Origin of the sequence: Planomonospora sp. ID67723, from assembly GCF_015711605.1 — a bacterium.
Taxonomy (GTDB): domain Bacteria; phylum Actinomycetota; class Actinomycetes; order Streptosporangiales; family Streptosporangiaceae; genus Planomonospora_A.
Window position 1 is genome coordinate 177,333 of the sequence record NZ_JABTEZ010000005.1, and the last position, 21,287, is coordinate 198,619.

Annotated in this window: 18 protein-coding genes; 13 read left to right on the plus strand and 5 right to left on the minus strand. The window is 72.4% G+C overall.

The annotated features are described in order from the left end of the window. Nucleotides 1-80 precede the first annotated feature (80 nt). Nucleotides 81-1,244 carry a cysteine desulfurase family protein gene (locus HS041_RS31640; RefSeq protein ID WP_196444534.1) on the plus strand — a complete coding sequence of 388 codons (1,164 nt, stop codon included), beginning with the start codon at nt 81-83 and terminating at the stop codon, nt 1,242-1,244. A 96-nt stretch (nt 1,245-1,340) separates the two neighbouring features. On the opposite strand, the gene HS041_RS31645 is transcribed toward HS041_RS31640, so the two are convergent. Further along, on the minus strand, nt 1,341-2,387 hold the full coding sequence (locus HS041_RS31645; protein ID WP_196444535.1) for a DUF695 domain-containing protein: 1,047 nt from the start codon (nt 2,385-2,387) through the stop codon (nt 1,341-1,343). A gap of 144 nt (nt 2,388-2,531) precedes the next feature. Here HS041_RS31645 and mnmA point away from each other — a divergent pair, with 144 nt between their 5' ends. Both mnmA and HS041_RS31655 read left to right on the plus strand, forming a co-directional pair. Continuing rightward, complete coding sequence (mnmA, locus tag HS041_RS31650; RefSeq protein WP_196444536.1) at nt 2,532-3,602, plus strand: tRNA 2-thiouridine(34) synthase MnmA; 1,071 nt, start codon at nt 2,532-2,534, stop codon at nt 3,600-3,602. A 107-nt stretch (nt 3,603-3,709) separates the two neighbouring features. Next, nucleotides 3,710-4,621, plus strand: coding sequence for a hypothetical protein (locus HS041_RS31655; protein WP_196444537.1), 912 nt, complete (start codon nt 3,710-3,712; stop codon nt 4,619-4,621). A gap of 70 nt (nt 4,622-4,691) precedes the next feature. On the opposite strand, the gene HS041_RS31660 is transcribed toward HS041_RS31655, so the two are convergent. Then, on the minus strand, nt 4,692-5,333 hold the full coding sequence (locus HS041_RS31660; protein ID WP_196444538.1) for an MBL fold metallo-hydrolase: 642 nt from the start codon (nt 5,331-5,333) through the stop codon (nt 4,692-4,694). 163 nt (nt 5,334-5,496) lie between these two features. Here HS041_RS31660 and HS041_RS31665 point away from each other — a divergent pair, with 163 nt between their 5' ends. The 10 genes from HS041_RS31665 to HS041_RS31710 all read left to right on the plus strand — a co-directional run bounded on the left by HS041_RS31665 (nt 5,497) and on the right by HS041_RS31710 (nt 17,974). Continuing rightward, nucleotides 5,497-6,519 (plus strand): methionine synthase, encoded by a 1,023-nt coding sequence (locus HS041_RS31665; protein WP_230880120.1) that lies wholly within the window; start codon nt 5,497-5,499, stop codon nt 6,517-6,519. 142 nt (nt 6,520-6,661) lie between these two features. Further along, a complete protein-coding gene (locus HS041_RS31670; protein WP_196444540.1) occupies nt 6,662-7,084 on the plus strand; it encodes a hypothetical protein in 423 nt (140 codons plus the stop codon). Between the two features lie 136 nt (nt 7,085-7,220). Further along, on the plus strand, nt 7,221-9,419 hold the full coding sequence (gene ligA, locus HS041_RS31675) for an NAD-dependent DNA ligase LigA (RefSeq protein ID WP_374058903.1): 2,199 nt from the start codon (nt 7,221-7,223) through the stop codon (nt 9,417-9,419). 178 nt (nt 9,420-9,597) lie between these two features. Further along, complete coding sequence (locus tag HS041_RS31680) at nt 9,598-11,697, plus strand: putative bifunctional diguanylate cyclase/phosphodiesterase (RefSeq protein ID WP_196444541.1); 2,100 nt, start codon at nt 9,598-9,600, stop codon at nt 11,695-11,697. A gap of 400 nt (nt 11,698-12,097) precedes the next feature. Next, complete coding sequence (gatC, locus tag HS041_RS31685; RefSeq protein ID WP_196444542.1) at nt 12,098-12,397, plus strand: Asp-tRNA(Asn)/Glu-tRNA(Gln) amidotransferase subunit GatC; 300 nt, start codon at nt 12,098-12,100, stop codon at nt 12,395-12,397. Further along, nucleotides 12,394-13,884 (plus strand): Asp-tRNA(Asn)/Glu-tRNA(Gln) amidotransferase subunit GatA, encoded by a 1,491-nt coding sequence (gene gatA, locus HS041_RS31690; RefSeq protein ID WP_196444543.1) that lies wholly within the window; start codon nt 12,394-12,396, stop codon nt 13,882-13,884. The genes gatC and gatA overlap by 4 nt, the downstream gene beginning before the upstream one ends. 95 nt (nt 13,885-13,979) lie before the next feature. Next, nucleotides 13,980-15,068: an AAA family ATPase gene (locus tag HS041_RS31695; RefSeq protein ID WP_196444544.1), complete on the plus strand. Its 1,089-nt coding sequence runs from the start codon at nt 13,980-13,982 to the stop codon at nt 15,066-15,068. Continuing rightward, nucleotides 15,065-15,667, plus strand: coding sequence for a hypothetical protein (locus tag HS041_RS31700; protein WP_196444545.1), 603 nt, complete (start codon nt 15,065-15,067; stop codon nt 15,665-15,667). The genes HS041_RS31695 and HS041_RS31700 overlap by 4 nt, the downstream gene beginning before the upstream one ends. A gap of 14 nt (nt 15,668-15,681) precedes the next feature. Beyond that, nucleotides 15,682-17,169 carry an Asp-tRNA(Asn)/Glu-tRNA(Gln) amidotransferase subunit GatB gene (gatB, locus tag HS041_RS31705; protein WP_196445056.1) on the plus strand — a complete coding sequence of 496 codons (1,488 nt, stop codon included), beginning with the start codon at nt 15,682-15,684 and terminating at the stop codon, nt 17,167-17,169. A 142-nt stretch (nt 17,170-17,311) separates the two neighbouring features. Beyond that, nucleotides 17,312-17,974 (plus strand): MOSC domain-containing protein, encoded by a 663-nt coding sequence (locus HS041_RS31710; protein ID WP_196444546.1) that lies wholly within the window; start codon nt 17,312-17,314, stop codon nt 17,972-17,974. Between the two features lie 89 nt (nt 17,975-18,063). Here HS041_RS31710 and HS041_RS31715 read toward each other — a convergent pair whose 3' ends face one another. The 3 genes from HS041_RS31715 to HS041_RS31725 are packed head-to-tail and all read right to left on the minus strand — an operon-like array spanning nt 18,064 to nt 21,145. After that, complete coding sequence (locus HS041_RS31715) at nt 18,064-19,563, minus strand: tripartite tricarboxylate transporter permease (protein WP_196444547.1); 1,500 nt, start codon at nt 19,561-19,563, stop codon at nt 18,064-18,066. Next, nucleotides 19,563-20,180, minus strand: a complete 618-nt coding sequence (locus tag HS041_RS31720) for a tripartite tricarboxylate transporter TctB family protein (RefSeq protein ID WP_196444548.1) — start codon at nt 20,178-20,180, stop codon at nt 19,563-19,565. The genes HS041_RS31715 and HS041_RS31720 overlap by 1 nt, the downstream gene beginning before the upstream one ends. Further along, nucleotides 20,180-21,145: a tripartite tricarboxylate transporter substrate binding protein gene (locus HS041_RS31725; protein ID WP_196444549.1), complete on the minus strand. Its 966-nt coding sequence runs from the start codon at nt 21,143-21,145 to the stop codon at nt 20,180-20,182. The genes HS041_RS31720 and HS041_RS31725 overlap by 1 nt, the downstream gene beginning before the upstream one ends. Nucleotides 21,146-21,287 lie beyond the last annotated feature (142 nt).

The following is a 21,287-nucleotide window of genomic DNA, read 5'->3' on the forward strand; positions in this document are numbered from 1 at the left end:
TGGTCAACGCGGGGGCGGGGGTCCGCGCGGGCGCGGATACGCTTGGAAGGCTGAAATAAGTTGCGGAGGGGAGTGCGGCCGTGCAGTCCGCCTATCTCGATCATGCGGCGACCACGCCGATGCTTCCCGAGGCCATCGAGGCGATGACCGCCCACCTCGGCAGGGTCGGCAACGCCTCGTCGTTGCACGCGGCGGGCCGCCGTACCCGCCAGGTCGTGGAGGAGTCGCGCGAGAGCATCGCGGACGCACTCGGCGCCCGGCCCAGCGAGGTCGTTTTCACCTCGGGCGGCACCGAGGCCGACAACCTGGCCATCAAGGGCCTCTACTGGGCCCGCCGCGCCGCGGGGGCGACCCGCATCCTGATCAGTGCGGTCGAGCACCACGCCGCGCTCGACCCCGCGCACTGGCTGGGCGACCGGCAGGGCGCGACCGTCGAGCTGCTCGACGTCGACGAGTCCGGCCGGGTGCACCCGCAGACCCTGCGCGAGGCCGTCGAGCGCGACCCGGACAGCGTCGCGCTGGTGAGCGTCATGTGGGCCAACAACGAGGTCGGCACTGTCCAGCCGGTCCGGGTGCTGGCCGCGATCGCCCGCGACCACGGCATCCCGTTCCACACTGACGCGGTCCAGGCGATCGGCCAGCTCCCGGTGGACTTCGCCGACTCCGGAGCGGACGCCCTGACGCTCTCCGGTCACAAGGTCGGAGGCCCGATGGGCGTCGGCGCGCTGCTGCTGGCCCGGGGCGTCGACCCGGTGCCGGTGCTGCACGGCGGCGGCCAGGAGCGCGACGTCCGCTCCGGCACCCTCGACGCCCCCTCGGTCGCCGGCCTCGCGGTGGCGGTGCAGACCGCGGTGGCCCGCCAGGCCGAGACCGCCGCCCGGCTGTCCGGCCTCCGCGACGAGCTGATCCGCCGGGTACGGCAGGCGGTCCCCGACGTGATCCTCAACGGCGACCCGGAGAACCGGCTCCCCGGCAACGCCCACTTCTCCTTCCCCGGGTGCGAGGGGGACGCCCTGCTCATGCTGCTGGACGCCAAGGGGGTGGAGTGCTCGACCGGCTCCGCCTGCTCGGCCGGGGTGGCCCAGCCCTCCCACGTCCTGCTCGCCATGGGCGCCGACGGCGTCCGGGCCCGGGGCTCCCTGCGATTCTCCCTCGGCCACACCTCGACCGAGGCCGACGTCGACCGCGTCGCCGACGTCATCGGCCTGGTCGTGGAGCGCGCCCGCCGCGCGGGCCTGTCCTGACCCGGCGCCCCATGACCGGGGTCCTGCGACCCGGAGGTTCCGCGGCCGGCCCGCACTCCCCGTCCGGGCCCGGTGCGGCTGTAGGGGGGGGAGGGGTCAGTTGAGGAAGGGGGCGACGGCGGTCCAGGCGGGATCGCCGACGACGTCCACGCGGGGCTGGCCCTCCTCCCAGCTGATGATCAGCTCCTTGGCGTGGATCGCCGCGTCGCCCACCGGATCGGCGTATACGTGCAGCACCCGCTGTCCTTCGGCGCTCATGTGGGCGGCGAGCACGGCGGTCCCGTTCAGCCTGCTGATCCGGCCTGCGAGGCGCTCCTCGAAGTCGCGCAGGGCGTCCAGGGACGGCCCGGCGGGCAGGCCGTCGGCGTCGCGGTGCAGGTAGGGCAGGGTGATCGCGATGTGCTGGTCGAACAGGGGGTAGTCGACCGGGCGGAGAGGGTAGCGGGCGGTGGCGATCAGCCGGGCGCCGGTGGCCGTCTCGCCCTCCAGCAGCGCCCACTGCTCCTCCTGGAAGCCCGAGGCGAGGTCGGCGACCACACCGGGCAGGTGGACGGCGGGCACGGCGTCGATCGGCGGGAACTGGACGGCGGAGATCTCGCCGACCCAGCGGGCCACGTCGTCCTCGCCGAGCAGCCAGTCGAGGGCGAGCAGGGCGGCCTCGGTCCGGGTCTCCTCGTCGAGGATGCCGAAGATCGGGTGGTGGGCGACCACGTCGACGCGGGGGTTGCCGTGCGGGGCCCGCAGGCCCAGCACGAGCTTGTCCAGCGCGAACTCGTAGCCGTCCACGTCGAGGGTGAGATCCATGGCGTTCGGGTTGGCCCGCCGGGACGGGTGGAACTCCCACCGGCCGTCGGCGGGCGGCGCGGCGGCGGCCCAGCGGTGCGCCACGGCGCGCAGCCCGGGGTCGCCCGCGGCGGTGACCACCAGGGCCTGGTCGGCGGTGAACCCGGGGGTGATCTCCCACACCAGGGAGGGGTGGACGACCGTCACCGCGGGACCGATCCACTCGGCCAGCCGCTCGGCCTCCCCGGCGGCGACCATCGCATCCAGCTCAGATCTGGCCTCGGCCCACCAGGTCCAGAACTCGCCGATGCCGTCGGCGGGGTCTTCGGCGGCTTCGCTCTTGCGCCCGAACAGTCGCATGACCCCGGATTCTCCCAGTCCGGCGAGATCTGTGCCAACAGCCGGGCCGCACGGGCGACCGGCCGGGTTCGTGCGGCCCGCGGGGCGCGGTGGCACGCGCGGCCACGCAGGAATGTCCTGCGGCGCGGGTACGCTCAGAGGGCTATGAGTCTTCGTGTGCTTGCCGCCATGTCCGGGGGCGTCGATTCCGCGGTTGCCGCCGCCCGCATCGCCGAGGCGGGTCATGACGTCACCGGTGTCCATCTGGCGCTCTCCGCCAACCCGCAGTCCTACCGGACCGGCGCGCGCGGGTGCTGCACGATCGAGGACTCCAGGGACGCCCGCCGGGCCGCCGACGTGATCGGGATCCCCTTCTACGTCTGGGACATGGCCGAGCGCTTCCATCGCGACGTGGTCGAGGACTTCGTCAGCGAGTACGCCGCGGGCCGCACGCCCAACCCCTGTCTGCGCTGCAACGAGAAGATCAAGTTCGAGGCGGTGCTCGACCGGGCCCTCGCGCTCGGGTTCGACGCCGTCGCCACCGGCCACCACGCCCGGATCGCCGACGGCGTGCTCAGCCGCAGCCCCGACGCCGGCAAGGACCAGTCCTACGTGCTCGGCGTGCTCACCCGCGAGCAGCTCAAGCACGCGATCTTCCCGCTCGGCGACTCGACCAAGGCGGAGGTCCGCGAGGAGGCCGCACGGCGCGGGCTCATGGTGGCCGACAAGCCCGACAGCCATGACATCTGCTTCATCGCCGACGGCGACACCCGGGGCTTCCTCGCCGACCGCCTCGGCGCGGCCGAGGGCCCGATCGTGGACGAGTCGGGCGAGGTCGTCGGCAGCCACGAGGGCGCGTACGGCTTCACCGTCGGCCAGCGCAAGGGCCTGCGCATCGACCGCCCGGCCCCCGACGGCAGGCCGCGCTACGTGCTGTCCATCGAGCCGGTCTCCAACACGGTCACGGTCGGCCCGCGCTCGTCCCTGGAGGTCACGTCCATCGTGGCGTCCCGGCCCGTCTGGAACGGCCCGGTCGACGCGCCCGTCGAGCCGCTGTCCTGCACGGTCCAGCTCCGCGCCCACGGCGAGGTGTACGGCTGCCGCGCCCGGCTCTCCGGCGAGGAGGTCCACATCACGCTGGACGCCCCGGCCGCCGGGGTGGCGGCGGGCCAGGCCGCGGTGCTCTACCTCGGCGACACCGTGATCGGCTCGGCCACCATCGCCTCCGCTTCCTGATCCCGTCCCGGCGGGTCAAGGGGGCCGGTCTCGCGGAGCCGGGCCGCCGTATTCCTCTGAGAGGATGACATTTCCTAAATGTCACCTTTTGGAAAGGATCGAGACCCGTGAAACGATGGGTTTCCCTGGTGGCCGTCGTATTGATCGCCTCGGTGCCGTTCGCCGTCCCCGCTGCGGCACAGACGGGTCCCGCCGATCCGGTGCAGGCGCTCAAGCGGCAGTTCCGGGCCGAACGCGGTGTCCACATCGCCGAGGTCACGCGCCTGGTCTTCGATGAAAAGAACTCGGTGCGATTCCGCTACAACGGCAGGGTGCAGCTCGGTCCCTCCGGGCCGGTGGCCTCCGACTCGACCCTCCAACTGGTTATCGACCCGCCGCTCAGGAAGTTGCTGGAGCAGACGCTGGAGGGCGAGAGCGAGGGTGGGAGCGGGGACGCATCGAAGGGCCTCGGCCTGGAGGAACCGCACCACGCGATCGCCGTCGGCGGGTACCACTACACCTCCGACGGCATATTGCCCCTCCCGCACGGCAAGACCTGGGTGCGCAGGCCGGGCCCGGGGCGCCTGCTCAACGTCGCCACCGTTCAGCCGATCGACGTGTTCGAGCCCGCCGTCCTGAAGACCATGCTCAGGGGTGCGAAGGGTGAGCCCGTATCCGGCGGTCTCTTCTACCAGGGCACGGTGAGCTACGCGCAACTGGCCAAGGCGTCCAGGCACGCCTCCTGGCAACTGACGGGCATGACGCTCTTCGGTGACGCCAAAAAGAAGATCGCATGGCGGCTGTGGACCGACGGCACGGGCCTGCCCACCCGTCTGATGACCGTCCAGAACAGCCGGTGGGATGAGGACACTTCGCTGATCCAGCGGACCGACACCCGTTACGGGGACTGGGGGTCGCACATCCTGGTGATGGCCCCGCCCGCCGACGAGGTCGTCGACGAGAAGGAGCTCTCCTACGACCCGTTCGACGTCACCGAGCCCAAGGAGCTCATCAACACGCTTTCCGGCTCCACGCGGTAGCCGGGGCGGGCGGGAGCGGCGCGGAGAAGGGACCGGCCGTCCCCGCCCGACCCGCGGTCACGGGGCCTGCTCAGGACAGGGTGACGGACTCCCCGGGCTGCAGGCGGCGGATGTCCGCCTTCTGCTGGTCGGCCTCCATCTCCAACCAGCGGTCGACCAGCCCCAGCCCGATCTCGTTGAGCAGGCCGTCGTGGGTGGAGAAGGCCCGGGCGGGGCGGACCTCGCGCAGATAGGCGACCATCTCCATGCCCTTCAGCCACGGGGCGTTGGTCGGCACCAGCAGCGTGGGCACCTCGACGCCCGGCGAGGTGAGGGCGTCACCGGGGTAGAAGACCTCCTCGTCGACGAGGAAGCCGATGTTCTGCACGATCGGCAGGTCGGGATGGTTCGGGGCGTGCCACTCGCCGACGGCCTTCACCGCGAAACCCGCCGTGCCGAACGTGTCGCCGTGCCGTACCGTCTGGATCTTCGCCGGGACGTCGGCCAGCGTGGCGGCCACGCCCTCGCAGGTCCAGATCTCCAGCGACGGGTTGCCCTCGGCGGCCCGGCGCAGCCGGTCGGGCTCCACGTGGTCGAAGTGCTCATGGGTGATGAGCACGGCCTGGGCGCCGTCGAGGGCCGACTCCTCGCTGAAGGAGCCGGGGTCGATGACAAGGACCGAGCCGTCCTTCTCCAGGCGGACGCAGGCGTGCCCGAACTTCGTTAGCTTCATGCCCCTCACCCTATGGCGGCGGGGCGGCCCGGCCGAAGGTCGTCCGGGCGGCAGCGGCGGCGGCTTCCGCGACGGGGGCCGACGGGGGCCGACGGGGGCGGAGCGGGTCGCCGGGTGCGCGATGCCGGTCACTGTCGCGGGAGGTGCGCGACGGGGTCCTAAGCTGACCTCCGTGAACACGTTTCCGTGGAGTGAGGCGACCGCGACCGGTGTCGGGTCGCACCCGGGGGAGGATCACATCGAGGCGGTCAAGGCCGTCTTCGGTGAGCTCCCCGCGCTGCCGTACCTTCCGGAGCTGCCGGGGCGCGGCGTCGGCGCGGACATGGTCGGCAGGGCCGCGTCGCTGCTGGTGGAGCTGCCGGTGGAGGTGCAGCCGTCGGGCTGGCGCTTCACCGACCGGCCCGGCAGGGACGCCAAACGGGCCTACGACCACCTCGCGCGCGACCTCGACGCGCTGGAGGAGGCGGCCCTGGGGTACACGGGGCCGTTCAAGGTCCAGACGTGCGGGCCGTGGACGCTGGCGGGCGCCGTCGAGCTGCGGCACGGTGACAAGGCGCTCGCCGACGCGGGGGCCGTACGGGATCTGGTGGGGTCGTTCGCCGAAGGGCTCGCCGCGCACGTCGCCGAGGTGCGCAGGCGGGTGCCGGGGGCCACGAAGGTCGTGGTCCAGCTGGACGAGCCCGGTCTGCCCGGTGCGCTGGCGGGCACCGTGCCGACGGCCTCGGGCTTCGGGCGGCTGCGCGCGGTGGAGGCACCGGTGGCGGTGGAACGGCTCCGCGAGGTGCTGGCGGAGCTGCCCGGCGAGACGTTCCCGATCGTGCACTGCTGCGCCCCCGGCGTGCCGTTCGAGGTGATCCGCAGGGCCGGGGCCAGGGGCGTCTCGCTGGACGCCGCGCTGCTGCGGCGGCGCGACGAGGACGCGATCGGCGAGTCCGTGGAGGCGGGAACGGCCCTCTTCCTCGGTGTCGTGCCCGGCAGGGACGCCGCGCTGCCGGACGTCGGCGTGGTCGCCCGGCCGGCCGTCGAGCTCTGGCGCCGGCTCGGCTTCTCTCCCGCGACCCTCGCCTCCCAGGTCGTGCTCACGCCCGCCTGCGGGCTGGCCGGGGCCTCGCCCGCCTACGCGAAGGCGGCCCTGGCCGCCTGCCGCCGGGCGGCCCTCGTGCTGCGGGAGGACCCCGGGGAGTGAGGTGCGGCAGGGCCGCGTGCGGTCCTGGCTTCAACGGGTTCTCAAGTGGTCTGCAAGTACGGGTGTCTATTCATTGACATGTTGAGGAATCGCACCGATCGCACCGATCGTGCCAATCGTTCTACATGTCTGGAGCTGTTTCATGCGTACCGGCCTTCGCGTCCTGCTCGGGCTGACCGCCGCCGCGGCCCTCACCGCCGCCGGCTCCCCGGCGGCCTCGGCCGACTCGGCCGCCACCGGCTGGAAGTGGGGGCCGGTCCACTCCACCGACGGGCACGCCACCGCCAGGGGCAAGGTGGTCGTCACCCAGAGCGCCGTCCAGATCCGCGGCACCCTCTCCGACACCCGCGGGACGGGCTGCTCGTGGGTGCAGCTGCGCTGGCAGAGCTCGAACACCGGCCGGTGGAACTCGGCGGCCTACTGGAACTGCACCCCCGGCACGGGGACGTTCCGCCGGAACGTGGCCTACCCTCTGCAGATCAAGGCGAAGGTCTGCCGCGGCGACTCCAGCCGGCCGACGGGCCGGTGCACCTCGTGGAAGACCATCTACACCCAGGGCGGCTGACCGCTCGGAGCGCCCCCTCCCCGCGGTGGGGGCCGCGCCCCGGTCCGCGGCCGGTTCCTCCTCCGGCGGCCGGGGCCGAATGTCGGTGTCCGGCGATAGATTCTCCCTGGCTGCACGACGAGGGGAGAGCTGGACGATGGGCGCTGAGGCGATGACGGAAGCCGAGGCCGCAGGTGCGCCGGCGGCCGCGCGGGAGCGGCACGCGGAGCTGAGCGAGCTGGTCGAGGAGGCCAACTGGCGCTACCACGTGCTCGACGCGCCGACCGTCAGCGACGCCCAGTACGACACGTGGATGCGCGAGCTGTGGGCGCTGGAGGACGAGCACCCGAGCCTGCGCACCCCCGACTCGCCGACGCAGAAGGTCGGCGCACCGATCTCCAGCGAGTTCGCGCCGGTCGCGCACCTGCGGCGGATGGAGAGCCTGGACAACGCCTTCAACGCCGACGACCTGGCCTCCTGGCAGGCGCGGGCGGAGCGGCTGGCCGAGCGGGATCCGGCCCCCTACCTGTGCGAGCTGAAGATCGACGGCCTGGCGGTCGCGCTGGTCTACGAGAAGGGACGGCTGGTCAGGGGGGTGACCCGGGGCGACGGCCGGACCGGTGACGACGTGACGGCCAACGTCCGCACGGTGGCGAACATCCCGCACCGGCTGACCGGTGACGACGTGCCCGACCTGGTGGAGGTCCGGGGCGAGGTCTACATCCCGGTCGAGGACTTCAAGAAGCTCAACGAGCAGCTCGTCGCGGCGGGCAAGCCGGCGTTCGCCAACCCGCGCAACTCGGCGGCGGGCTCGCTGCGGCAGAAGGACCCGCGGATCACCGCGCAGCGCCCGCTGCGGATGATCGTCCACGGGGTCGGCGCGTGGGAGGGAGCGGCGCCTCCGCGCGCCCAGTCGGAGATGTACGACCGGCTGAGGGGGTTCGGCCTGCCGGTGAGCGACCTCTACGAGGTCGTCGACGGCCTCGACGGCATCAACGCGTTCATCGAGTTCTACCGCGAGCACCGCCACGACCCGGCCTACGAGATCGACGGGGTCGTGGTGAAGGTGGACCGCATCGAGCTCCAGCGCAACCTGGGCTCCACCAGCCGGGCGCCGCGCTGGGCGATCGCCTACAAATACCCGCCGGAGGAGGTCAACACCAAGCTCCTCGACATCCAGGTGGGCGTCGGCCGCACCGGCCGGGTCACGCCGTACGGCGTCATGGAGCCGATCGTGGTGGCCGGCTCCACGGTCGAGCGGGCCACGCTGCACAACGGCTCGGAGGTCGCGCGCAAGGGTGTGCGGATCGGCGACACCGTGGTGCTGCGCAAGGCAGGCGACGTGATCCCGGAGATCGTCAAGCCGGTCGAGGAGCTGCGCGACGGCACCGAGCGGGAGTTCACGATGCCGACGCACTGCCCGGAGTGCGGCACCGCGCTGGCCTACGAGAAGGAGGGCGACGCCGACCTGCGCTGCCCCAACACCAGGGCGTGCCCCGCACAGCTCCGTGAGCGGATCTTCTTCGCCGCCGGGCGCAGGGCTTTCGACATCGAGGGCCTGGGCTACGTGGCGGCCACCGCGCTGACCCAGCCGCTGCCCCCGCACGAGCCGCCGGTCCGCACCGAGGCCGACCTGTTCGACCTGACGATCGAGCGGCTGCTGCCGATCGAGTCGGTCGTCCGCGATCCCGACACCGGTCTGCCCAAGACCGACCCGCAGACCGGCGGACCCAGAGTCGTGACCTTCTTCGCCAACAAGGACGGCACGCCCAGCAAGAACGCCGAGAAGATGCTCCAGGAGTTGGAGACGGCCAAGGGCAGGGAGGTCTGGCGGGTGCTGGTCGCCCTGTCGATCCGGCATGTCGGCCCGCCCACCGCGCAGGCCATCGCCGCGGAGTTCCGCTCGATCGACGCGATCGCCGAGGCCACCGTGGAGGAGCTCGCCGAGGTCGAGGGGGTCGGCCCGCGCGTGGCCGCCGCGATCCGCGAGTGGTTCGAGGTCGACTGGCACCAGGAGATCGTCGCCCGGTGGAAGGCCGCCGGGGTCCGGATGGAGGACGAGCCCCCGGCCGACCAGCCGCCGCAGACCCTGGCCGGGCTGACGTTCGTGGTCACCGGCACGCTGGCGGGCTACACCCGCGACGAGGCGGGAGCGGCCCTTGCCGCCAGGGGCGGCAAGGTGGCCGGATCGGTGTCGAAGAAGACCTCGTTCGTGGTGGCGGGGGAGAACGCCGGGTCCAAGTTCGACAAGGCCGTCAAGCTGGGCGTGCCGATCCTCGACGAGAACGGCCTGGCGATCCTGCTGTCCGAGGGGCCCGAAGCGGCCGCGGCGGTGGCCGTCGAGCCGGAGGCCTGAGCGCAGGGCTGTGCGGCGAGGCGCCGGCGGGTGCTGTCGTGGATGGGTTCGAGTCTTCCGCCGGGATGATGATTCGATTATCTCACCCTGGACAGTGACGGAACGTGCCCAACCGGTTTCGCGAAGTGGTCCGCAGGCCGTACTCTCCCATAGTGAACTAATGGGGGTTTTGTTACTCATGGCTGACCCAACTGACACCCGCGACATCGGGCCGCGCGTCGGCTCGCCTCTGTGGACCTACCTGACGGTCGTCACTGTGCTGGGGATCGTCGCCCTGGTCGCGGCCCAGTGGTGGACCGACCTCGACGAGCTCGCGGGCCTCGTGCACTCGCCGTTGTTCTGGACCCTCACCGTCCTGGTCGTGCTGGGCGAGCTCCGGCCGGTGATGCTCTCCTCGTCGATGGCGGTGGGGGGCACCTATCCGTCGACGATGTTCACCTTCGCGGCGCTCCTGCACTACGGGCTGCCGGTCGCCCTGCTGGTCCAGACGGTCGCCATCCTGATCAACGGGGCCGTCACCCGCAAGGCCCGGCACCGGGTGCTGTTCAACCTGGCGCAGGTGACGCTGGCCTACGCGGCGGCCGGGATCGTTCTGGGGATGTTCGGGCACCGGCCGGCTCCGGCCTGGGTGCCCGTCGGGACCGACCTGCTCGCGATCGGGCTGGCCGGGTTCGCCTACTTCGTGGCCAGGGCGCTGCTGGTCTCCGGGGCGGTCGCGCTGCACGAGCGCCGCTCGATCCACCGGGTGATCCGCACCACGATCGGCCACCAGAGCCTGGTCTACGCCGGGCTGCTGGGCCTGGCCCCGCTGGTCGTGGTGGTCATGAACCACTCCCCGGCGCTGGTGCCGCTGTTCGTCGCGCCGATGGCCGCGGTCTACTTCACCGCCACCCTGTCGGTCCGCCGCGACCACCAGGCGATGCACGACGGGCTCACCGGGCTGCCCAACCGCAAGCTGCTCGTGCTCAGGACCGAGGAGGCGCTCGCCGAGGCGAGGGCGCGCGAGGGCGAGCGGGTCGGCCTGCTCCTGCTGGACCTCGACCGTTTCAAGGAGGTCAACGACACCCTCGGCCACCCGGTGGGCGACCGGCTGCTGCAGATGGTGGCGCACCGGCTCACCCACAGCGTGCGCCCGGGCGACGTGGTGGCCCGGCTCGGCGGCGACGAGTTCGCGGTGCTGCTCCCTTCGGTCAGGGACGCCGCCGCGGCGCGGGAGGTGGCCGCCCGGCTCCGGGTGGCGCTCACCGAACCGGCCCGGCTGGAGGGTATGACCTTCGACCTGGACGCCTCGGTCGGCATCGCGCTCTACCCCGACCACGCGCCGGACTTCGAGATGCTGATGCAGCGCTCCGACGTGGCCATGTACCTGGCGAAGGAGGCCAGGAGCGGTGTCGAGCTCTACCTCGCCGACAAGGACCGCAACAGCCCGGAGCGGCTCAGCCTGCTGGGCGACCTGCGCCGGGCCATCGACCGCTCCGAGCTGAGGCTGCACTACCAGCCCAAACTCGACCTGGCGGCCGGGCAGGTGCGCGGAGTGGAGGCGCTGCTGCGCTGGCGCCACCCGGTCCGCGGCATGATCTCCCCGGGCGACTTCATCCCGCTGGCCGAGCAGTCCTACCTCATGCGCCAGCTCACCGAGTACGTCATCGACGCGGCGCTGGAGCAGGCGGCGCACTGGTGGCACACCGGCCTGCACGAGCAGATCTCCGTCAACGTCTCGGCACGCGACCTTCTCGACTCCGCGCTGCCCGACCGCCTGGAGGCGGGGCTGGCGCGCTACCGGCTGCCCCCGAAGGCCATCCAGCTGGAGGTCACCGAGCGGATCCTGATGACCGACCAGGCCTACACCGCCGACGCCGTACGGGCGCTGGCCTCGCTGGGCGTGCCGCTCGCGCTGGACGACTTCGGCACCGGCTACTCGTCGCTGGTCCGCCTGCAGCGGCTCCCGGTCGCGGAGGTCAAGATCGACGCCTCGTTCGTGCGCCGGATCTGCGACTCCAGGGACGACGAGCGGATCGTGCGCTCCATCGTCGACCTGGTCCGCTCGCTGGGTCTGCGCTCGGTCGCCGAGGGAGTCGAGTCGGCCGAGGTGGCCGCGCGCCTGGAGGAGATGGGCTGCGACCTGGGCCAGGGCTGGTGGTTCGCGGAGGCGATGTCCGCCGTCGACGCCACCGCCTGGCTCCGCGAGCACCGGGAGCGGAACGGGCAGTGCCAGCCGAGGGTCACCTCCGCCTTCGACCTCCGCTCCACCGAGATCCTCGACACCCAGACGGCCTAGTGCCTCTCCGTCGCGGGCAGGCGCCGCTCAGCTCCAGGCCCGCATCAGGTCGTCGGGGCCGTATGCGGCGGCCAGGCCCGGGCGGGAGGCCCCGCTGCGCGAGATGGCGACCGGGGGCGTCGGCTCGTCGGTGAGGGCGGTCCGGTGCCGGGTCGGCGCGGCGAAGCCAAGGGCGTCGAAGGAGGCGTTCTCCCGCCACTTGACGGACCCGGGGGAGTGGAGCTTCTTCGCGGCCGGCCCGCGGTCGGCGGGAGGCTTCCGCGCCGTCGACGGCGCGCCGTCACCGATCGGCGGTGTGCCTGTTCCGGGGCTTCCACGTGTGGATGAGTCAGGCCTGCCGGGTCGTGCGCCCTAGGATGACAGTGTCCAATTGCCATTCACGAAACGGGTTCAACGACTCATGTCCGCCATAACCCGCGACGAGGTCGCTCACCTCGCCCGGCTGTCCCGCCTGGCGCTGGCCGACGAGGAGCTCGACCACTTCGCCGCCCAGCTCGATGTGATCATCGGTGCGGTCGCCCGCGTCGCCGAGGTGGCGGCCGACGACATCCCGCCGTCCTCGCACGCGCTCCCGCTCACCAACGTCTACCGTCCCGACGAGGCGCGGCCCGGCCTCACACCGGAGCAGGCGCTGTCCGGTGCCCCGGCCGTCGAGGACGACCGCTTCCGCGTCCCGCGGATCCTCGGGGAGGAAGCATGAGCCTGATCCACAAGTCCGCCGCCGAGCTCGGCGCGCTGGTCGCGCGCGGTGAGGTCTCCGCCGTCGAGGTCGCCCAGGCCCACCTCGACCGGATCGCCGCCGTCGAGCCGAAGGTCAACGCCTTCCTGCACGTCGACGCCGAGACGACCCTCGCCCAGGCGCGCCGGGTCGACGAGCGCCGGGCCGCGGGAGAGGAGCTCGGCCCGCTCGCCGGCGTGCCGATCGCGCACAAGGACGTCTTCACCACCGTCGACATGCCGACCACCGCCGGATCCAAGATCCTCGAAGGCTGGCGTCCGCCGTACGACGCGACCGTGACCCGCCGGCTGCGCGAGGCCGGGCTGGTGATCCTCGGCAAGACCAACCTGGACGAGTTCGCGATGGGTTCCTCCACCGAGAACTCGGCCTACGGCCCCACCCGCAACCCGTGGGACCTGTCCCGGATCCCGGGCGGCTCCTCGGGCGGCTCGTCCGCTGCGGTCGCGGCCTACCAGGCGCCGCTGTCCACCGGAACCGACACCGGCGGCTCGATCCGGCAGCCCGCTGCGGTCACCGGCATCGTCGGCATGAAGCCGACCTACGGAGGCTCCTCCCGCTACGGCCTGATCGCCTTCGCCAGCTCGCTCGACACGCCGGGGCCGTTCGCCCGCGACGTGATGGACGCCGCTCTGCTGCACGAGGCGTTCTCCGGGCACGACGCCCTGGACTCCACCTCCATCGACGCCCCGGTGCCGAGCGTCGTCGAGGCGGCCCGCCAGGGTGACGTGGCGGGGCTGCGCATCGGCGTGGTCAAGGAGTTCGGCGGCGAGGGCTACCAGGCGGGCGTGCTCGCCCGGTTCCACGAGACCGTGGAACTGCTGGAGACCCTGGGCGCCAAGGTGGTCGAGGTCTCCTGCCCGTCGTTCACCACGGCGCTGCCGGCCTACTACCTGATCGCCCCGTCGGAGTGCTCGTCCAACCTGGCCCGCTTCGACGCGATGCGGTACGGCCTGCGCGTCGGCGACGACGGCACCCGCTCGGCCGAGGAGGTCATGGCGCTGACCCGGGCCGCGGGTTTCGGCCCCGAGGTCAAGCGGCGCATCATCCTGGGCACCTACGCGCTGTCCAGCGGCTACTACGACGCCTACTACGGCCAGGCGCAGAAGGTCCGCACGCTGATCGCCCGCGACTTCCAGGCGGCCTTCCAGCAGGTGGACGTGCTCATCTCGCCGACCACGCCGACCACCGCGTTCCCGATCGGCGAGCGTGCCGACGACCCCATGGCGATGTACCTCGCCGACCTGTGCACGATCCCGAGCAACCTCGCGGGCAACGCGGCCATCTCGGTCCCGTGCGGCCTGGCCGACGAGGACGGCCTCCCGGTCGGCCTGCAGATCATGGCCCCGGTGCTGGGCGACGACCGCTGCTACCGGGTCGGCGCCGCGGTGGAGCGGGCGCTGGCGGACCGCTGGGGCGGCGGCCTGCTGGCCAAGGCCCCGGCGCTGTAGGCGCGTTCGGGGCACGAGGCGGCCACAACGCAGGCACGGCAGGATCGATGAAGGATCGGTGAGGGACCGGTGAGGCGGAGAGGAGGCACGGCGGCGTGATCACCAGGATCGAGATCGACGGGTTCAAGTCGTTTCTGAACTTCGAGCTCGACGTGCCGCCCTTCCTCGCGCTGGTCGGCCCCAACTCCAGCGGCAAGTCGAACCTGTTCGACGCCCTCGGGTTCGCCGCCGACGAGATCGGCGGCTCCGGCGGGCTGCTCGGCGCGCGCAGGGGAGCCCCGCACGAGCAGTTCCACCGGGCTGCGGAGGGGGAGCCGGTGCCCGCCTTCACTGTCTCGGTGGAGGCGCTGGTCGCCCCGGAACCCGGCGCGCTGCTGCCGGTCCGGTTCGACACCGGCGCGGAGATGGTGCTGCGGATCCCGCGCTCCACCGCGCCGGTCGTCAGCCACGTGGCCCGGCGGCTCCCCGAGGAGCTGCTGGAGCTCATCGTCGTCGACCCGGACCCGAAGGGCACGCCCGGCCGCACGATCGCCGCCTGGCGCAGGTACGCCCCCGTGCCGCACGTCATGCGCGGGCGGTGCTCCGCGGCCGACCGGGGACCGCTCACCGCCGACGGCGGGAACCTCGCCGCGGTGCTCGGGCGCATGGCCGGGACGGCGGCCATGGCCGACCTGGTGGCCGACCTCGCCGCGCTGGTCCCCGACGCGGCCGCGCTGACGCCCAGGCTCGACCGGGGGCAGTGCTCCTTCGATCTGGTCCTGGACGGCCAGGGTGCGGTACCGGCCGCGCTGCTGTCGGACGGGACCCTGAAGGTGCTCGGGCTGCTGGCCGCGCTGCACGACCCGGACCACCCGGTCACCCTGCTGGTGGAGGAGATCGAGAACGGCGTGCACCCGGGCCGGCTGGGCGAGCTGCTCCGGCGGATCCGGCGGCTGGTCGCCGTGCCCGGCGGGGCCGGGCCGTACCGGCAGGTGATCCTGACCAGCCACTCGCCGGTGGTGGTCGCCGAGCTCTACCGGACCGATCCGGACGCCCTGACCTTCCTGGACGCCGTGGTCCGCGTCGATCCCGAGTGCGACCGGATGTCGCGGGTGACGGTGGCCAAGCCGGTCCAGCCGGACGGCGAGCCGGGCACGTTCGTCTCGCCCCGGCAGGTTCGCCGATACCTCGGCGCGGCGGCATGAACCGCCCACTGGTCCCGGGACTCGTCGCGGAGGGGGAGGCCGACGAGGGCTTCCTCGGCGTGCTGGTCTCCCGGCAGCTCCGCGAGCTGGTGCGGGCCTCGCCGTACGTGGTGGACGTGGGGGCCGCGAGGATCGTCACCTGCGATCGCGACCAGATCGTCACGGCGCTGGAGGAGCTCGCGGCCGACTGCCATCTGATCTTCGCGAGAGACCACGGCAGGGCGCACACGAAGGAGCACGGCCGGGGGCACGCCCGGGAACGCGCCCGGGCCGACGGCGTGCGCTACCACTCGAACTACCTGGTTCCGGTGGTCGGCCTGGGCGACACCGAGGCCTGGCCGCTGGCCGACCCGGCGGTGTGGGCGGGGCTGGCCGGCAGCGACCTCGCCGGGCTGCCCGCCCTGCCCGGCGACGTCGAACGGGTCGTCTACCCCAGGGAGGTCCTGGCCGCGACCGTCCCCCGACGGGGCAAGCCGGTCTCCGACTACTTCGAATACATCGCACGAAACATCGACCTCGCCGTTCTGGCCCAGGTTCCCGGTTACGCGGACTGGGTCGCCGAGACGAGGACCGCATTGAAGGGACTTGGTTACCTGTGAGCACCCATACGCTCATGCCGTACGACGAGGCGCTGGAGCGCTTCGAGCCGGTGCTGGGCCTGGAGACGCACGTCGAGCTGGGCACGGCCTCGAAGATGTTCTGCGGCTGCCCGACCGCGTTCGGCGCCGCGCCGAACACCCAGGTCTGCCCGGTCTGCCTGGCGCTTCCCGGTTCGCTGCCGACGGCCAACGCCGCCGCGATCGAGTCCACCATCCGGATCGGCCTGGCGCTGAACTGCTCGATCGCCGAGTGGTGCCGCTTCGCCCGGAAGAACTACTTCTATCCGGACATGCCGAAGAACTACCAGATCAGCCAGTACGACGAGCCGCTCTGCTTCGACGGCTACCTCGACGTCGAGGTGGACGGCAAGACCGTGCGGATCGAGATCGAGCGGGTCCACCTGGAGGAGGACACCGGCAAGTCCACCCACATGGGCGGCGCCACCGGCCGCATCCACGGCGCCGACTACTCGATCGTCGACTACAACCGCGCGGGCATCCCGCTGGTGGAGATCGTCACCAAGCCGATCCCCGGCACCGACCGGCTCGCCCCCGAGGTCGCCCGCGCCTACGCCACCGAGCTGCGCGAGGTCATGCGCGCCCTCGGCGTCTCCGACGTGCGCATGGAGGAGGGCTCCATGCGGTGCGACGTCAACGTCTCCCTCATGCCGCGCGGCTCCTCCGAATGGGGCACCCGGACCGAGACCAAGAACGTCAACTCGCTGCGCAGCGTCGAGCGGGCGGTCCGCAGCGAGATCGAGCGGCAGGCCGCGATCCTCGCCGACGGCGGCCGGATCATCCAGGAGACCCGCCACTTCCACGAGGACACCGGTTCCACGACCTCGGGCCGGTCCAAGGAGGAGGCGCAGGACTACCGCTACTTCCCCGAGCCCGACCTGGTGCCGATCGCGCCGGACCCCGCCTGGGTGGCCTCGCTGAAGGCGGCCCTGCCCGAGCTGCCGCGGGTCAGGCGCAAGCGGCTGCAGCAGGAGTGGGGCGTCTCCGACCTGGACATGGAGGCCATGCACAACGCCGACGCCATCGACCTCGTCGAGGCGACGGTGGCCGCGGGGGCCCCGCCCGCGGACGCCCGCAAGTGGTGGATGGGCGAGCTGGCCCGACGGGCCAACGAGGCCGGCGTCCCGCTGAGCGCCCTGCAGATCACCCCCGACCAGATCGCCCGGGTGTGCGCGATGGTCGCCGGGGGCGCGCTCAACGACAAGCTGGCCCGCCAGGTGCTGGAGGGCGTGCTGAACGGTGAGGGCTCGCCGGACGAGGTGGTCTCCGCCCGCGGCCTGCAGATCGTCAACGACGAGGGCGAACTCTCGGCCATCATCGACCAGGTCCTGGCCGACAACGCCGACGCGGCGGAGAAGGTGCGCGGCGGCAAGATCGCCGCGGTGGGCGCGCTGGTCGGCGGCGTCATGAAGGCCAGCCGGGGCAAGGCCGACGCGGGCCGGGCCCGCGAGCTCATCCTGCAGAAGCTCGGCGTCTCGGAGTGAACCGCGGAGCCTGACGGCCCCGACGGCCCCCGGGCCCCGCCGATCGCCGATCTGCGGGGCCCGCGCGTTCCCGGGCTCGGGCGTGCCCGGGGCGGGGAAATGATGTCGCCCCGGCGCGCGGCGGGGCCGTACCGTCGCCCATATGAAGCTGCTCTCCGTCAACATCGGCAAGCCCCGGCCCAATCCGTGGAAGAACCTCGGCGAGACGGGAATCGACAAGCGCCCCGTCGACGGCCCGGTCGCCGTTCGCGACCCCGGCCCCAAGGGCACCGGTGCGGTCGGCCTGGCGGGCGACCGCGTCTACGACGTGAGACACCACGGCGGATCGGACCAGGCCGTCTACGCCTACGCCCGCGAGGACCTCGACGGATGGGAGCGCGAGCTGGGCAGGCCGCTGCCGAACGGCTCCTTCGGGGAGAACCTCACGACCAGCGGCCTCGACGTCAACGCCGCCCTGATCGGCGAGCGCTGGCGCCTCGGGCACGACGTGGTCCTGGAGGTGTCGTGCCCGCGGATCCCCTGCGGGACGTTCCAGGGCTGGCTGGAGACCGAGGGGTGGATCAAACGGTTCACCCGGGCGGCGCTGCCGGGCGCGTATCTGCGCGTGATCGAGCCGGGGGACGTCCGCGCCGCAGACCCGGTCGAGGTCGTGCACCGGCCCGGTCACGACGTGACCGTCGCGCTCGCCTTCCGCGCGCTGACCCTCGAACCGGATCTGCTGCCGCGGCTGCTCGTCGCCGACGCGCTGCCGGCGGCGGACCTGGAGCAGATCCGCAGACGAATCTCCGTCAACTACCGGGAATGATTGTTCCCGCAAGTGGCCGCCCGCCTCGGACACGCACTCCGGATACGCCGCGATCAGCGGGGAGACGCCGTCCCGGAGGCCGGCTCACGTCACCCGCTCCCGGAGCGGCGCACGGCCAGCTTCCTGACCAGCGGGGCGAGCAGGGCCAGCAGCGCGAGCCCCAGCAGGGTCGCCGCGATCGGGCTGCGCACCAGGACCGCGGCGTCGCCCGCGCCGATGGCCAGGGCCCGGCGGAGCTGGATCTCCGCCATCGGACCGAGGATCATGCCGATCACCGCGGGTGCGACCGGCAGCCCGAAGCGGCGCATCGCGAAGCCGAGCAGGCCCAGGAGGTAGAGCACGACCAGGTCGATCCAGGAGGCGTTCAGGGCGTAGACGCCCAGCGCGGCGAAGAGCACGATCCCGGCGTAGAGGTAGGGCCGGGGGACGTGCAGCACCCTCGCCCAGAGCGGCGCCAGCGGCAGGTTGAGCACCAGCAGCATGAGGTTGCCCAGGAACAGCGAGGCGATCATGCCCCAGACCAGGGCCGGGTTGTGGTCGAAGAGCTGGGGGCCGGGCTGCAGGCCGTACTGCTGGAAGGCGGCCAGCAGGATCGCCGCCGTCGCCGAGGTCGGCAGACCCAGGGTGAGCAGCGGGACCAGGGTGCCCGCGGCCGAGGCGTTGTTGGCCGCCTCCGGGCCCGCGACGCCCTCGATCGCGCCCTTGCCGTACTCCTCGCGGGCGATCCCGCGCGCCAGGCGCTTCTCGATCGAGTAGGACAGGAACGTCGGGATCTCCGCGCCGCCGCCGGGCAACGCGCCGAACGGGAAGCCCAGCGCGGTCCCGCGCAGCCACGGCCGCCACGACCGGGACCAGTCGGAGCGGCCCAGGAACGCCCGGCCGACCGGGATGATCTGGGGCTCGTCGTGCCTCAGCCGGGAGGAGACGTAGAGTGCCTCGCCCAGGGCGAACAGGCCGACCGCGACGACCACCACCTCGACGCCGCCGAGCAGTTCGGGGATGCCCAGGGTCAGGCGGGCCTGCCCGGTCTGCTCGTCGATGCCGATCAGGCCGATGACCAGGCCGAAGCCCAGCGAGGCCAGGCCGCGCACCACCGAGCGGGACAGCACGGAGGAGACCGCGGTGAACGCCAGCACGGCCAGCGCGAAGTAGTCCTCGGGACCGAAGGAGATCGCGAACTCCACGACCAGGGGCGCCGCGACCACCAGCAGCGCGGTGGCGATCGTGCCGGCGACGAACGACCCGATCGCCGCCGTGGCCAGCGCCTGGGCGGCCCGGCCGCGCCTGGCCATCTTGTTGCCCTCCAGCGCGGTGATCATCGAGGAGCTCTCGCCGGGCGTGTTGAGCAGGATGGAGGTCGTGGACCCGCCGTACATGCCGCCGTAGTAGATCCCGGCGAACATGATGAACGCGCTGGCCGGCGGGACGCTGAAGGTGACCGGCAGCAGCAGGGCCACGGTCATGGCCGGGCCGATGCCGGGCAGCACGCCCACCAGCGTGCCCAGGGTGACCCCGACCAGGGCGTAGAGCAGGTTGACCGGGGTCAGCGCGGTGGCGAACCCGTCCAGGAGCAACTGCAGAGACTCCACTAGATCACTCCTGAGAGCAGCCCGGCGGGCAGCGTCACGCCCAGTCCCTTGACGAAGGCCAGGTAGGAGAGGGTGGAAAGGACGACGGCGATGGCACCCGCGCGCAACCGGCGGGTGGCCCCGAGCGTCACCGAGAGGCCGAAGAACAGCAGCGCGCCCGCGATGATCCAGCCGAGCAGGTCGACCAGGCCCGCGAAGGCCAGGAAGATCACACTGACCAGGGCCACCGTCTTCCAATCGGTCCGGGCGCCGGCGTCGACGTCCTCGCCCTCCTCCGGGTCGCCGTGACCGCCCCGCAGGACGTCCGCCACGTAGAACACCCCGATCAGCAGCAGCGCCGAGCCGACGATGATCGGGAAGAACCGCGGGCCGAGCCCGATCCCGGAGCCCGCGGCGGTGACGTCCGCGGTGCCCGCGAGCACGAACACGCCCAGGCCCAGGACGACCAGTGCCAGCGCCAGCTCGGGACGGCGCCACCCCCGTCCGGGGGGTCCGTCCGGGGCAGGGCCCGGCACGCCGGGCGGAGACGAGGTCGCTGCCGGTACGGCGGGCCCGCCCGCGGCGCCCTCCGGCGCCCCGGTGCCGCGGCCCGCCTCCGGCTCTTCGTGAGCGGACATCAGGAGACGAGTCCCATTTCCGCGATGACCGCCTTGATCTTGCTCTGCTCTGCCGCCAGGAAGTCGGCGAAGGGCTGGCCGGTCTGGAAGACGTCGGTCCAGCCGTTCTTGGCCACCGCGTCCTTCCACGCCTGCGAGTCGTGCATCGCGGTCACCGTGTCGATCAGCTTCTTCTTGGCCTCCTCGTCCAGCCCGCCGGGCGCGACGAACCCGCGCCAGTTGGCCAGCTCGACGTCCAGGCCGCCCTCCTTCAGCGTGGGCGCGTCCACGGCGGCGAGCCGCGCCGGGGAGGAGACGCCGAGGGCCCGCAGCTTGCCGGACTTCACGTGCTCGGCGAACTCGCCGATGCCGGAGATGCCCATCGCGACCTTGTTGCCCAGCAGCGCGTTGAGCGCCTCGCCGCCACCGGAGTGCGCGACGTAGTTGACCTGCTTGGGGTCGATCCCGGCGGCCTTGGCCATCAGCCCCGCGACGATGTGGTCGGTGCCGCCGGCCGAACCGCCCGCGATGGCGATCTTCGCGGGGTCGGCCTTCCACGCGGTCACCAGGTCGGCCAGGGTCGCGTACGGCGACTCCGCCGGGACCACGACGATCTCGTACTCCTCGGTGAGCTTCGCGATGGGCGTGGTCTCGGCCAGGGTGACCTTCGACTTGTTCTGCTCCACCGCGCCCACCATGACCAGGCCCATGGTCATCAGCAGGTTGCCGTTGCCCTTCTCGCCGGCCAGCTGGGCCAGGCCGATGGTGCCGCCCGCGCCGGGGACGTTGTAGACCTCGACCCTGCGGGACGGGTCGGCGGCCTTGAGCGCCTGCTCCGCCGTACGGGCCGTCTGGTCCCAGCCGCCGCCGGGCGAGGCGGGGGCCATGATCTTCAACGCGCTGGTGCCGGACTCCGTGCCCGAACCGCACGCGGTGAGAGCGGCGACGGACAGGACCGCCAGGGCGGCGAGTCTCCGAAGACCCATGGTCATTCTCCTGACAACGTGAGGAAAAGCGTGGTGAGGATGGTGGGCGCCGCAGGCCACGGTGTCGATGCTTTGCGTGCTTGCCGTCGTATCGGTCGTATTGGTCATGCGCGCACCTGGCCGGACCGCGATCCCGCCGTTA

Bases quoted from the DNA above. Each gene is read 5' to 3' on its own strand.
- HS041_RS31645 (WP_196444535.1), bottom strand. From the start codon at position 2,387: ATGCGACTGTTCGGGCGCAAGAGCGAAGCCGCCGAAGACCCCGCCGAC.
- mnmA (WP_196444536.1), top strand. From the start codon at position 2,532: ATGAGTCTTCGTGTGCTTGCCGCCATGTCCGGGGGCGTCGATTCCGCG.
- HS041_RS31660 (WP_196444538.1), bottom strand. From the start codon at position 5,333: ATGAAGCTAACGAAGTTCGGGCACGCCTGCGTCCGCCTGGAGAAGGAC.
- HS041_RS31670 (WP_196444540.1), top strand. From the start codon at position 6,662: ATGCGTACCGGCCTTCGCGTCCTGCTCGGGCTGACCGCCGCCGCGGCC.
- ligA (WP_374058903.1), top strand. From the start codon at position 7,221: ATGGGCGCTGAGGCGATGACGGAAGCCGAGGCCGCAGGTGCGCCGGCG.
- HS041_RS31680 (WP_196444541.1), top strand. From the start codon at position 9,598: ATGGCTGACCCAACTGACACCCGCGACATCGGGCCGCGCGTCGGCTCG.
- gatC (WP_196444542.1), top strand. From the start codon at position 12,098: ATGTCCGCCATAACCCGCGACGAGGTCGCTCACCTCGCCCGGCTGTCC.
- gatA (WP_196444543.1), top strand. From the start codon at position 12,394: ATGAGCCTGATCCACAAGTCCGCCGCCGAGCTCGGCGCGCTGGTCGCG.
- HS041_RS31700 (WP_196444545.1), top strand. From the start codon at position 15,065: ATGAACCGCCCACTGGTCCCGGGACTCGTCGCGGAGGGGGAGGCCGAC.
- gatB (WP_196445056.1), top strand. From the start codon at position 15,682: ATGCCGTACGACGAGGCGCTGGAGCGCTTCGAGCCGGTGCTGGGCCTG.
- HS041_RS31710 (WP_196444546.1), top strand. From the start codon at position 17,312: ATGAAGCTGCTCTCCGTCAACATCGGCAAGCCCCGGCCCAATCCGTGG.
- HS041_RS31720 (WP_196444548.1), bottom strand. From the start codon at position 20,180: ATGTCCGCTCACGAAGAGCCGGAGGCGGGCCGCGGCACCGGGGCGCCG.
- HS041_RS31725 (WP_196444549.1), bottom strand. From the start codon at position 21,145: ATGGGTCTTCGGAGACTCGCCGCCCTGGCGGTCCTGTCCGTCGCCGCT.